We start from the raw sequence: 12,008 nt of genomic DNA, 5'->3' as shown, positions 1-12,008 counted from the left end.
GGTATAGCGCACCAGCCAATGATGCAGCCAGCCACCGGACGGTCCGCGCGCTACCCAGCCGCGCAGTCCCCGGCGCCGGCCCCGGCCGCGCACGTCACGCTCGTTCGTCACCTCCGCGGTGCCCAGGTACTTGCCCTCGGCGGGATGGTCGCTGGTGCGCCGCCGTCCGGGAGCGGCAGGCGGTGTCACGTGATCCGAAGGGCCGGACGCCATGAGCATTCCTTATTTCTTGTTGAAGTCGACCGTAGGGGCGGACGAGATGGCTTTTTCGTTCTCCACCTGGAAGCTTGGCCGCACTTCGTAGCCGAACATCTTCGCCGTCAGGTTGGTCGGGAAGCGGCGGGCCAGGACGTTGTAGTCCTGCACCGAGGCGATATAGCGCTGGCGTGCCACGGTGATGCGGTTTTCCGTGCCTTCCAGTTGCGACTGCAGGTCACGGAAGCTCGTGTCCGCCTTCAGGTCCGGGTACTTTTCGGACACGACCATCAGTCGCGACAGCGCGGACGACAGCTCGCCCTGCGCCTGCTGGAATTTCTGGAAGGCGGCCGGATTGTTCAGCGTTTCCGGCGTCACCTGCATGCTGGTGGCCTGGGCCCGTGCCTTCGTCACGGCCTCCAGCGTCTCGCGCTCATGGGATGCATAGCCCTTGACGGTATTGACGAGGTTGGGGATCAGGTCGGCGCGGCGCTGGTACTGGTTGACCACCTCGCCCCAAGCGGCCTTCACGGCTTCATCCTTGCTCTGGAAATCGTTGTAGCCGCAGCCGGACAGGGCGACCGCCATCAATACCAGTGCAATCCATCGTTCAAACCTGTTGCGCATGATTTCTCCTTATTGTTTGCCTGGACCTACGGCGGCTGCCCGCCATGGGTGGATACAACTATACCCGCATTGCAAGAGCCGCTTTGTTCGGTTCAGCACACAGCGCCGCCGGCGACAGCGTATCGCGGCGGGGCCCTCGGGCGGTCCTTTATAATATCGGGTTTGCAACGAACAGATTAAAGGGGCCGTCGTGACTTTCATTAACAAATTGAATGCTGCCTGGGCAGCCAACGACTCCCTGCTGTGCGTGGGCCTCGATCCGGACATGGCCCGGCTGCCGGCGCAGTTCCAGTCCGCGCCGGACGGTATCTACCGCTTCTGCACCGAGATCATCGATGCGACGGCCGACCTGGCCTGCGCCTTCAAGCCGCAGATCGCGTACTTCGCGGCGCTGGGCGCGGAACAGCAGCTCGAGCGCATCTGCGCCTACCTGCGCGACAAGCACCCGCACATCCCGCTGATCCTCGATTCCAAGCGCGGCGACATCGGCGCGACGGCGAAGCAGTACGCGCGCGAGGCCTACGACCGCTACGGTGCCGATGCCGTGACCGTCAGCCCATACATGGGCGGCGATTCGGTGGAACCGTACATGGAGTGGCGCGACCGCGGCGTGATCGTGCTGTGCCGCACGTCCAACCCGGGCGGTTCGGACCTGCAGTTCCTGGAAGTGAACGGGCGCCCCCTGTACCAGCACGTGGCGCAGCTGGTGGCGGACAAATGGAACCACAACGGCCAATGCGCCCTCGTGGTAGGCGCCACGTTCCCGGAAGAACTGGCGCAGGTACGTGCCATCGTGGGCGAGATGCCGTTGCTGGTGCCGGGTATCGGCGCGCAGGGCGGCGATATCGTCGCTACCGTCACGGCCGGCAAGACCACGGCGGGCGCCGGCATGATGATCAACTCGTCGCGCGCGATCCTGTATGCGGCGCCGCAGGGTGGGGAAGATTTCGCCGCGGCCGCGCGCCGGGTGGCGCTGGAGACGCGCGACGCGATCAACGCGGCGCGCTGAGGGGAGTAGTCGAGGCCGGTGACAGGCTCGGTCGAGACGTATAGGTCGGCGAGCCGCTGGCCATGCTTGAACCCGGAACCAGGAAGTGGGGTCGGACCCGCCAGGTCTGAGGTATCCCGGGTTTTGTAGTCAGGCTAAATAAGGGACAATACGTTCCAGAGGCCCTATGACTACGAAACCAGAAAAAACCCCTGTGAAGGATGCTGACGCCCAGCCGAAGCATCGTTCTGTCTACACTAAAGAGTTCAAACTTGCTGCGGTGGCGCGCCTGAAGAGCGGCGGCCAGACTGCGGAAGCGCTCGCTATCGAACTTGGCATACGTCGCAATCAGCTCTACAAATGGGCTAAGGCGATCGAGCAAAATGGACCAGAAGCGAATTTCGGCAGCCGGGGGCGCAAGCCTGCCAGCGAGGAAAGCGAGCTCGTACTGGTTAAGCGCGAACTCAGTAGACTGAAGGAGGATTTTGAAATCCTAAAAAAGTTGCAGGCGTCCTTCACGCGGCTAAAGCGTTGAAGTACGCCTGTATTGAAGAGCAGCGCGAGCACTTTCCTGTGCGTTCGCTTTGTCGTGTGCTAGGGGTTAAGTGCGGCAGCTACTATGCTTTCCGTCGACGTCGCGGCACCGTCATGCCCAGCCAGGAAGACCTGGCATTGCGGGAACAGATCCGGAGCCTGCATGACTCGCATCGTCATGCTCTCGGGGCTGTCAAGACGTGGCGCGTGCTGAACGCCAAAGGCGTCAATTGCAGCAAGCATCAGGTGGCTCGACTGCGTAAGCTTGAATCGATCGAGGCCAAACGCAAGGCCAAATTTCGCGTCATGCACGCCCATCAACACACGGAACCGCCAGCACCTGATTTGCTCAAGCGATGCTTTACCGTGAAGGCACCGAACAAGGTCTGGGTCAGCGACATCACGACCATCCATACCCGTGAAGGCTGGCTGCACTTGGCCATCGTTCTCGATCTGTTTGCACGTCGGATCGTTGGATGGGCCATGAACCAGTGCCAGGATGCCTCGCTGCCAATCGGCGCATTACGGATGGCTTACGCCCAGCGTCAGCCAGGGCCAGGCCTCGTCTGCCATACAGATCAGGGTTCGGTGTACGGCTCCAAACCCTATCGGCGCGTGCTTGACGAGCGTGGCCTCAAGGCCAGCATGAGCCGCCGGGGCAACTGTCATGACAATGCCGTAGCAGAGAGCTGGTTTTCCACGCTCAAGAACGAGCTGACACGCCATGAGATCTATCCAACAAGGGCTGAGGCAATCGCCGCGATATCGGACTACATCGAGCTGTACTACAATGCACGGCGACCTCACCAAACGCTGAAATATCTCAGCCCCGTTGAGGTCGAAAAAGAGTTCTTAATTCTTAATTGAACTGGCTACAGAATCCGGGCTACCTCAGACTGACCCCGGCTTTCCGGCGCGGGTTTTATTCACGCCAGCGTCCCGCCGAACAAGTGCCGGCCCGGCGACCAAGGGGGCTGATGAACTTAGGGGTCAGTCCCGCAGGGACAGACCCCAGCCGGCTGCTGCGTCAATACGGTTGCGGCACGATCATCTCGGCATACTCGTACAACGCCCCCAGAATCTGCTCGGCACGCTCGTCCGCTTCGGCCGACAGGTGATCGATCTCGCCGAACAGCTGGTCGATGCTGCGCGCACCATCGGCGCCTTCCAGCAGGCGGGCCGCGCGGTGCTGCTCCCAGTGCTCCAGTTCATGCTCCGTCAGCGTCTCGGGGAAGTTGCGGGCGCGGTAGCGGAACACGAGTTCCCCCAGGCGCTCGTCTTCGAAGTGCGGCGCCATCGTTGCCAGGCGCTGCGGGTTTTCGCGCCGCAGCGTATCCAGCAGGCGCCGGTCGGTGGAGCCGACGAAGCCGCCGTACAGGTCTTCGTCCACGTCGCCCGGTTCGCTCGCCGGGCGGTGGAACACCTGCGCCCAGGTGGACGACATGTCCGGCCCCGCCTTGGCGAAGGCCGCGTGCGCCTGGGCGCGCTCCAGGTCCATGCCCCAGCGGTCGGCCATCTGCGCCGTCAAGGTCTTCAGGTTCGACACCAGCATCGGCGATTTGTTCAGGTGGATCGTCTTGATCGGCAGGCGCGTCATGCCCTCGGGCAGGTCGGCGCTGCGGGTAAACATGCGCTGGCGGATCGTATCGACATCGAGCTCGAACAGTTCGCGCGGGTCATGGTGGCAATCCCACACGATCAGCTCGTTCTTGTTGGTGGGGTGCGGTCCCAGCGGCCATACCAGCGCCATGCAGCCCCGTTCGGCCGGGAACATGCCCGACACGTGCAGGAACGGCTGGCGCAGCTCGTGCGCCAGGTGCATGCCGACCTCCTGCGCCACGCGGTCCTTCTTGTGCAGGGCCAGGCAGAAGTCGAACAGGCGCGGCTGCCTGGCGCGGATCAGGCGGGCCAGGCCGATCGTCGCGCGCACGTCCGACAGCGCATCGTGGGCCGCCTCGTGCTGCAAACCGTTGGCCGCTGTCAATAATTCAAGTTTGAAGCTGGGCTTGCCGTTATCTCCCACAGGCCAGTTGATACCGTCCGGCCGCAGGGCGTAGCACATGCGCACGACGTCCAGCAGGTCCCAGCGGCCGCAGCCGTTCTGCCATTCGCGCGCGTACGGATCGATCAGGTTGCGCCAGAACAGGAAGCGCGTCACTTCGTCGTCGAAGCGGATCGTGTTGTAGCCGACGCCGATCGTGCCGGGCTCGGCAAACGCCGCCTCGATGACTTTGGCGAACTGGTACTCGGGCACGCCTTGCTGCAGGCACTGCTGCGGGGTGATGCCCGTGATCAGGCAGGACTGCGGGTCGGGCAGGTAGTCGCTGGCCGGCTGGCAGAACAGCATGATTGGCTCGCCGATCTCGTTCAGCTCCGCATCGGTACGGATGGCGGCGAACTGGGCGGGGCGGTCGCGGCGCGGCACGGCGCCGAAGGTTTCATAGTCGTGCCAAAGGAAGGTGTGGTTGCTCATGGTTCGCAGGTGGTAGCGCAATTCGAATCGAAATCCAAAGCGCAGGTCGTCATCATCGGGCCCCTTTCGGGGAGTGCCCTCCAGGAGGATTATCGTGGCAAACTCTGTTTCTCTCAACGCAAAATCCGTCCCCGCCGACGCGCGGGTCGCCAACCAGGGTGAGGTGACCCCGACCCAGCGCGCCAAAATGGCACTGAACGCCTCCATCGTGCAGGCATCGGCGTCGATCTCCATCGGCGCCGCCGACGACCCGCAGGCCTTGCTGTACAAGACGGCCATCACCAGCATCAACGAGGCCCTGCAAGCGGAACTGGGCGAGAATGCCGTCCAGAACGCGGCTTCCCAGGACAACTCGCCGCAGGGCACGGCGGATCGCATCCTCGCGTTGTCCACGGGCTTCCTCGACAGCTACAAGAAGCAGCACCCCGATATGGAAGACTCGGCCGCGCTGGAAAAGTTCATCGCAACGATCAAGGACGGCATCGAACAGGGCTTCAAGGAGGCGCGCGGCATCCTGAAAGGGCTGGATGTACTGGGCGGCGACATTGCGGGCAATGTCGACAAGACGTACGAGCTGGTGATGAAGGGCCTGGACGAGTTCGCCGCAAAGACGGCGCAGCCGCAGGCAGAGAACGCCTGACGCTACGCCGCGGCAGCGCCGGCAGGCCGGGAGGCCACGGCGCTGGGGTCGACCTCGACGCGGTTGCGCCCGGCCGCCTTGGCCCGGTACAGCGCGGCGTCGGCGGTGGCGACCAGACCCTGTTCGTCCTGGCCGGGCACGAGGCTGGCCACGCCGAACGAGGCCGTGATGTGGGGCAGGGCGGTGTCATCCGCGAACACGGCCGCCTGGCGCACCCGTTCGCACAGGCGCTGCGCCACGGTGGCGGCAACGCTGCCGCACGTGTCCGGCAGCAGAACCATCAGCTCCTCGCCGCCGTAGCGCACCGCACAGTCGGTGGGACGCAACGCGCCAGCCAGCACCTGGGCGGCCGTGCGCAATGCCTGGTCGCCCTGCGGATGGCCGTAACGGTCGTTGAACCGCTTGAAATGGTCGATATCGAGCATGACAACCGACAGTGGCCGGCCACTCTGCGCCGCCGTCGCCACCAGCCGCGGCAGCATGTCGTTGAGCCAGGCGCGGTTGTGCAGGCCCGTCAGGCCGTCGTTCATCGACAGCTGGCGGTAGAACTCGCCCAGCTTCTGGCGCTTGCGCAACTGCACATTGGCCGCGCGCACGCGGAACGACAGCAAGCGCAACAGGTTGCGTGCCACGCCGTCGGACTCTTCGATCAGCCGCCACGCGACGTCGGCCCCGACCAGCAGCAGTTCGGTGGGTTCCAGGGCCGTCAGGATGGCCGGGTCGGGCTCGTCGTCCAGCACGGATTGCTCGCCCACGCTTTCGCCCACCAGGATCTTGGTCCTGACGCTGGCCGGGCGGCCCGGTTCGTCGGCATCCGTCTGCAGCGCCAGCGCGCCGCGCAAGACGATCGTCAGGCGGGGCCGATGGGCATCCGAGACGACCTCGCCGGCCTCGGCCAGCATCACGGGGCATGCCGCCAGCAAGGCGCCGGCCGAGCGGATGTCGGCGTCGCGCAGCAAGTGCAGGTCGGCGGGGCGGTGGGAGGACGCGGCAAAATTGCTCAGGAGCTTCATCGTTGGCTTTCGGCAAGACTGGCGCCATCATAGCGCAACCGGTCCCGGATATGCTTCAATCGCAGCATTTCTCACGGATCTTTACAACACCATGTCATTTACCGACGCCCTCGGCCAGCAGCACGCTGCCGCTCCGCATGCCCGCATCGTTTCGCTGGTGCCCTCGATCACTGAGTTGCTGTGCGACCTGGGCCTGGCCAAGCAGCTTGTCGGGCGCACCGGGTTCTGTATCCACCCGGCCGACGTCGTGCGGGAGATCCCGAAAATTGGTGGTACGAAGGACGTCAATCTCGACAAGATCCGCAAGCTGGCGCCCACCCACCTCGTCGTCAACATCGACGAGAACGAAAAGCCCACCGTCGACCGGCTGGCCGAATTCGTGCCCCATATCGTTGTCACGCACCCGCTGCTACCGGAAGACAACCTGCCGCTGGCACGGCTGCTGGGCGGAATCTTCAACGCGGACGAACGTGCCGATGCGTGGTGCCGCGAGTTCGAAGCGGCGCTGGCCGCCTTGCGCGCAGCGCCCAAAGGCCCACCGCAATGCGTGCTGTACTGCATCTGGCAAGACCCATGGATGACGGTATCGCAGGACACGTACATCGCCGCCATGCTGGCCGAGCTGGGCTGGACGGTGCCCGCGCTGGGCGACGTGCGCTATCCCCGCTTCGAGTGGAACGACGCGTTGCTGGCGCAGGTCGACCTGGTGCTGCTGTCGTCCGAGCCGTACCGCTTCACGGAAGCGCACGTGGACGCGCTGGAACGCCAGATCGGCAAGCCGGTGCTGCTGGTCGACGGGGAAATGATGTCGTGGTACGGCAGCCGTGCGCTGCACGGCGTGCGGTACCTGGCGGGGCTGCCCGCGCTAGCGGGCCGCTGAGGGGATTACTCTTCGGTCGGCTCGACGAGGTCGGCCACCGGCACGGCCTTCTGCTTGTCGTGCAGCTTGCCCAGGGCGCTGTCGAGCGCGCGCTTGAGCTTGTCCGCGGCGCGGTTGATGGCCTGGTGCAGCGATTCGGCGTGATCCGTCACGACGACTGGCTGGTAGCCGTTGACGCGCGCTTCCATCATGCAGCGGTTGTCGCCATCGGCGGACTTCTGCGCCACATTGTCGCTCAAGTGGACTTCGACGCGGCCGATCTGCTCGCCAAAACGGCCGATCGCGGCCTGCACCACCTCGGCGACGTGGTCGTCCAGCGCGGCGGTGTGGTCGATGCTTTTATCGGTGTTGACTTGAATCTGCATGGTGAGCTCCTTTTCGTTATCGGTATGGCCCCATCTTACGCCGTCCCCGCCCACATGGCCGTTAAGTGCAGCACATTGCTCAGGAATAAGTCCGAAAACCTTGATGCAGATTACTTTTGTGCCGCCGCCAGCTCTTTCTCATGGTGGGGGAAGCGGTCCATCCGCGCCAGTACGGGGAACAGCCGGATCCAGCCGGCCGTCACGGCCAGGGTGACGGCGCCGCCGAAGACGACGGCCCGCTGCAGGCCGAACCAGCCGGCTGTCACGCCCGACTCGAACTCGCCCAGCTCGTTGGACGCGCCGATGAAGACGGAGTTGACGGCACTGACCCGGCCGCGGATCGCGTCGGGCGTCTCGAACTGCACCAGCAGGTGGCGCACGTAGACGCTGACCATGTCGCCCGCGCCCATCACGAGCAGGCAGGCGAGGGCGATGGCAAAACTGTCCGTCGCGCCCAGGATCACGGTGCCCAGGCCGAACAGGGCAACGCCGCCGAACATCCACAGGCCGACCCGGCGGGTGATGGGGAAGAAAGCCAGCGCGACCGAGCACAGCGCCGCGCCCGCGCCCGGCGCCGTGCGCAGCAGGCCCAGGCCGGTGGGGCCGATATGGAGCACGTCATGGGCCAGCGCCGGCAGCAGCGCCGTGGCGCCGCCGAACAGCACGGCAAACAGGTCCAGCGACATGGCACCCAGCACCACCGGGCGCGAAAACACGAAACGCAGGCCTTCCAGCACGCTGTGCCACGTGGGCGGGTCGCGGTGCGTGGCCTGCGGCGGCGACTTGGTCAAGGTCATCAGGATCGTCGAGGCCAGCAGCAGCGCGGCCGCCACCGCGTACACGACGGTCGGGCCGTACAGGTACAACAGCCCGCCCAGCGTGGGGCCGAGGATCACGGCAACGTGGAAGCTGGAGCTGGACAGGGCCACCGCCTTGCTGAAGTCCTGCTGGGGCACCAGGTTGACGAGGATCGCCTGCGTGGCCGGCCCCATGAACGCACGGGCGCTGCCGAACAGCACCAGCACGGCAAACACGGGCCAGATGGCCTGCATGCCGCTGAGGGTAAACACCAGCAGGGTCAGCCCGACCAGCAACTGCAGGCCGAGGCAGATGGTGATGATGACGCGGCGGTTGTAGCGGTCGGCGGCGTGGCCGGCCAGCAGGATCAGCAGCAGGAACGGAGCGAACTGGGCCAGGCCGATCATGCCCAGGTAGAACAGGTTGTGCGTCATCGAATAGACTTGCCAGCCGATGGCCACGTTCTGCATCTGCACGGCCAGCGTGCCGAGGATGCGGGCACTCAGGTAGAACGAAAAATTGCGGTGACGCAGGACGGAAAAACCGTTCGAGGAAGGGGGCATGGCGGCAGGGGGCAAGCCCGGCGGCGCCAGCCGCCGGGGAACGACGGATCAGGGCTTGGCGAGGTCGGCTTCGGTGGTGAACGAGTCGGCATAGAACTCGTCGGCCGGCAGCCGGCACTGCGCCGTGAAGTCGCGCTTGGCCGATTCGACGACGATGGGCGCGCCGCACGCGTACACCTGCCAGCCGGACAGGTCGGGCAGGTCGGCCACGACGGCCTGGTGCACATAGCCGGTGCGGCCGCTCCAGTCGTCCTCGGGCAGCGCGTTCGAGACCACCGGCACGTAGCTGAAGTTCGGCAGCTCCTCGGCCCACTGGCGGCACAGCGCGTCCATGTACAGGTCCTGCGGGCGGCGCCCGCCCCAGTACAGCACCATCTTGCGCTGCGACTGCGTTGCCTGCATCTGCTCGACGATCGCCTTGATCGGCGCGAAGCCCGTGCCGGAGGCCAGCAGCACCATCGGCTTGTCGGAGTCCTCGCGCACGAAGAACGTGCCCAGCGGACCCTCGAAGCGCAGGATGTCGCGCTCCTTCATCGTGCCGAAGACCTGGTCGGTAAACAGGCCGCCCGGCATGTGGCGGATGTGCAGGCTGATGGGACCCTGGCCGGGCGCCGTGGCCATGCTGTAGCTGCGCCGCTTGCCGCCCGGCAGCAGGAATTCGATGTACTGGCCGGCGCGGTAGTCCAGCACTTCGTTGGCCGGGAGCTGCAGCGAAATGACGATGACGTCCGGTGCCAGCCGCTCCAGCGTCGCCACGCGCGACGGCATCTTCTTCAGCGGGAAGTCGCCGCTGCCGGCCACTTCGCGCGCTTCGATCACGAGGTCGGAGTGCGGCAGCGCGCAGCAGAACAGCGACATGCCGGCGCTTTCCTCTTCCTCCGTCAGCGCGCGGCGCTGGTGCGGCTTGTGCGTGATCGAACCGGACACGACCTTGCCCTTGCAGGAACTGCAGGCGCCATTCTTGCAGCCGTACGGCAGGCCGACGCCGGCCCGCATCGCGGCCGCCAGCACGGTTTCGTCGTCGTCGCATGCAAACTGGTGGCCGCTGGGCTGAACAGTGATCTGAAACGTCATACAATCCTTATGATGAAAATTCCAAAAGAACAAAAGAGCGGCAGGCCGCGCCTGTTGATCCTCGGCTGCGGCGATGTCGGCATGCGCCTGTTGCCGCTGTTGCGGGCGCGCTATCGCGTGTTTGCCGTCACCAGCCAGCCGGCCCGCTTCGAGGAGTTGCGCGCGGCCGGGGCCGTGCCGGTGCTGGCCGACCTGGACCAGCCGCGCACCCTGCGCCGCCTGGCCGGCCTGGCGCACACGGTGATCCACCTGGCGCCGCCGCAGCCGGAAGGCGCGCTGGACCGCCGCACCCGTCATGTGACCGCCATTCTACCCGAGGGCGCGCGGGTCGTTTATGTCAGTACTACGGGGGTCTACGGCGACCTGCAGGGCGCGCTGGTGGACGAGACGCGGCCGGTCGCGCCCCGCAATGCGCGCGCCCAGCGCCGCGTCGATGCGGAACGGGTGCTGCGGGCCTGGGCGCGGCGCGCGCAGGGCCGCCTGGCGATCGTGCGCGTGCCGGGCATCTACGCGGCCGACCGCCTGCCGCTGGCACGCCTGCACGCGGGCACGCCGGCGCTGGCGCCGCAGGACGATGTCTACACCAACCATATCCACGCCGACGACCTGGCGGCCATCGTGCTGCGGGCATTGCGGCGCGGCCAGCCAAGCCGCGTGTATCACGCCGTCGACGATTCCGAAATGCGCATGGCCGACTACTTCGACGCGGTGGCCGATGCGTTCGCGTTGCCCCGGCCGCCGCGGCTGCCGCGCGCGCAACTGGTTTCGGCCGTCTCGCCCGCGCTGCTGTCGTTCATGTCCGAGTCGCGCCGGCTGGCCAATGGCCGCCTGAAGCGCGAGCTGGGCCTGCGGCTGGCCTATCCGACGGTGGCGGACGGCCTGCGCGCGGCCATGCTGGAGCACGCCAAGCCATAGCGTGGCGGCGGATCCACACGGGTACCTCCCTTTGCGGCAGCACAATCGCGTTGCCGCTGCGTGCGGCTAACGTAGGCGGACACCATCAGGAGGTCATATGGACGCCTACCCGCATCCGGACCCGCAGCAGCCGCCACAACAGGACTTGCAGCAGGACTTTATCCGGTCCCGTTACCTGCATCCCAGCAAGGAAGCCGTGCGTGCCTGGTTGGCGCGGCGCCTGCGCGACCGGTTGCCGCCACCGCCGCCCGCCACCATCCGGCGCGAGCTTGGCTGGCACGTGGCACAGCCCGCGCTGGCCGGCCCCACCACCCCAGCGGCGCTGCCGCTGCCGCTTGCCCTGACCAGCCTGGCAGCGTTGACGCTGGCAGCCTGGTGTTGGTCGGTAATCTGTCCAGGATACCCACCCCCGTTGTCAAATAAAAATGATCGGGGAATTTCCTAGCACAAGAAAACGGGTTAGAATCTCACACATTCTCACAAACGTCGCCATATATTGTTTTAAGGCAACGAATGCGACGGTTTTTCATCGAAGCGTGCCCGGCAGCCATCGCCGACGCCGTGGATGAAGGGTGCAGCCGTCGATAATTTGTCCGCAATGTCGTATTTTCGCCAACGCGACCGCTAACGTAAGATTGATCATGCTACTGAAAGAAGTCACGGCCTCGCCGACATATAACCCGAACCGCGTCCTGGACGCCATCATTGAAAAGCTGCAGCTGAAGAACGACGCCGCGTTGTCGCGCGCGCTGGAAGTGGCACCGCCCGTCATCAGCAAGATTCGCCACAACACGCTGCCGATCGGTGCGACGATCCTGATCCGCATGCACGAGATCAGCGATTTCTCCATTCGCGAACTGCGCGACCTGATGGCGCACTGATACTCGATGGATGGCCCGGTCGCACCGGGCGCCACGAACAAAAACGGCCGGTCCCTCGCGGG

14 protein-coding genes are annotated in these 12,008 nt (G+C 65.5%); 8 read left to right on the top strand and 6 right to left on the bottom strand.

Annotation, left to right across the window (positions count from 1 at the left end):
- Positions 1–222: 222 nt before the first annotated feature.
- Positions 223–822 (bottom strand): LemA family protein, encoded by a 600-nt coding sequence (locus PX653_RS14330; protein WP_277413453.1) that lies wholly within the window; start codon positions 820–822, stop codon positions 223–225.
- Positions 823–1,012: 190 nt separating this feature from the next.
- On the opposite strand from PX653_RS14330, the gene pyrF reads away from it, so the two are divergent.
- From pyrF to PX653_RS14315, 3 genes are all read left to right on the top strand, one after another.
- Positions 1,013–1,831 carry an orotidine-5'-phosphate decarboxylase gene (gene pyrF, locus PX653_RS14325; protein WP_277413452.1) on the top strand — a complete coding sequence of 273 codons (819 nt, stop codon included), beginning with the start codon at positions 1,013–1,015 and terminating at the stop codon, positions 1,829–1,831.
- Between the two features lie 166 nt (positions 1,832–1,997).
- On the top strand, positions 1,998–2,345 hold the full coding sequence (locus tag PX653_RS14320; protein ID WP_277413451.1) for a transposase: 348 nt from the start codon (positions 1,998–2,000) through the stop codon (positions 2,343–2,345).
- Positions 2,342–3,211: an IS3 family transposase gene (locus PX653_RS14315; protein ID WP_277413450.1), complete on the top strand. Its 870-nt coding sequence runs from the start codon at positions 2,342–2,344 to the stop codon at positions 3,209–3,211. The genes PX653_RS14320 and PX653_RS14315 overlap by 4 nt, the downstream gene beginning before the upstream one ends.
- 160 nt (positions 3,212–3,371) lie before the next feature.
- Here PX653_RS14315 and sbcB read toward each other — a convergent pair whose 3' ends face one another.
- A complete protein-coding gene (gene sbcB, locus PX653_RS14310; protein WP_277413449.1) occupies positions 3,372–4,817 on the bottom strand; it encodes an exodeoxyribonuclease I in 1,446 nt (481 codons plus the stop codon).
- 94 nt (positions 4,818–4,911) lie between these two features.
- On the opposite strand from sbcB, the gene PX653_RS14305 reads away from it, so the two are divergent.
- The gene (locus tag PX653_RS14305; RefSeq protein WP_277413448.1) at positions 4,912–5,457 is read left to right on the top strand and encodes a DUF5610 domain-containing protein; all 546 of its coding nucleotides are present in this window, start codon (positions 4,912–4,914) and stop codon (positions 5,455–5,457) included.
- A gap of 2 nt (positions 5,458–5,459) precedes the next feature.
- Here PX653_RS14305 and PX653_RS14300 read toward each other — a convergent pair whose 3' ends face one another.
- Positions 5,460–6,470 (bottom strand): GGDEF domain-containing protein, encoded by a 1,011-nt coding sequence (locus tag PX653_RS14300; protein WP_277413447.1) that lies wholly within the window; start codon positions 6,468–6,470, stop codon positions 5,460–5,462.
- A gap of 91 nt (positions 6,471–6,561) precedes the next feature.
- Here PX653_RS14300 and PX653_RS14295 point away from each other — a divergent pair, with 91 nt between their 5' ends.
- Positions 6,562–7,350 carry a helical backbone metal receptor gene (locus PX653_RS14295; RefSeq protein ID WP_277413446.1) on the top strand — a complete coding sequence of 263 codons (789 nt, stop codon included), beginning with the start codon at positions 6,562–6,564 and terminating at the stop codon, positions 7,348–7,350.
- A 5-nt stretch (positions 7,351–7,355) separates the two neighbouring features.
- Here PX653_RS14295 and PX653_RS14290 read toward each other — a convergent pair whose 3' ends face one another.
- From PX653_RS14290 to PX653_RS14280, 3 genes are all read right to left on the bottom strand, one after another.
- Positions 7,356–7,715 carry an HPF/RaiA family ribosome-associated protein gene (locus tag PX653_RS14290; RefSeq protein ID WP_277413445.1) on the bottom strand — a complete coding sequence of 120 codons (360 nt, stop codon included), beginning with the start codon at positions 7,713–7,715 and terminating at the stop codon, positions 7,356–7,358.
- A 110-nt stretch (positions 7,716–7,825) separates the two neighbouring features.
- Positions 7,826–9,076: an MFS transporter gene (locus PX653_RS14285; protein ID WP_277413444.1), complete on the bottom strand. Its 1,251-nt coding sequence runs from the start codon at positions 9,074–9,076 to the stop codon at positions 7,826–7,828.
- A gap of 48 nt (positions 9,077–9,124) precedes the next feature.
- Positions 9,125–10,150, bottom strand: a complete 1,026-nt coding sequence (locus PX653_RS14280) for a CDP-6-deoxy-delta-3,4-glucoseen reductase (RefSeq protein WP_277413443.1) — start codon at positions 10,148–10,150, stop codon at positions 9,125–9,127.
- 12 nt (positions 10,151–10,162) lie between these two features.
- Here PX653_RS14280 and PX653_RS14275 point away from each other — a divergent pair, with 12 nt between their 5' ends.
- The 3 genes from PX653_RS14275 to PX653_RS14265 all read left to right on the top strand — a co-directional run bounded on the left by PX653_RS14275 (position 10,163) and on the right by PX653_RS14265 (position 11,946).
- Complete coding sequence (locus PX653_RS14275; RefSeq protein WP_277413442.1) at positions 10,163–11,065, top strand: SDR family oxidoreductase; 903 nt, start codon at positions 10,163–10,165, stop codon at positions 11,063–11,065.
- Between the two features lie 97 nt (positions 11,066–11,162).
- Positions 11,163–11,510, top strand: coding sequence for a hypothetical protein (locus PX653_RS14270; protein ID WP_277413441.1), 348 nt, complete (start codon positions 11,163–11,165; stop codon positions 11,508–11,510).
- Between the two features lie 196 nt (positions 11,511–11,706).
- Entirely contained in the window at positions 11,707–11,946 is a 240-nt protein-coding gene (locus PX653_RS14265) for a hypothetical protein (RefSeq protein ID WP_107144427.1), read from the top strand.
- The last annotated feature ends 62 nt before the right edge of the window (positions 11,947–12,008 follow it).

This window comes from Pseudoduganella chitinolytica, assembly GCF_029028125.1.
In the GTDB taxonomy this organism is placed as follows: domain Bacteria; phylum Pseudomonadota; class Gammaproteobacteria; order Burkholderiales; family Burkholderiaceae_D; genus Rugamonas; species Rugamonas chitinolytica.
The sequence above is the reverse complement of the archived record's forward strand: the minus strand, read 5'-3'. Positions and strand labels throughout refer to the sequence as shown.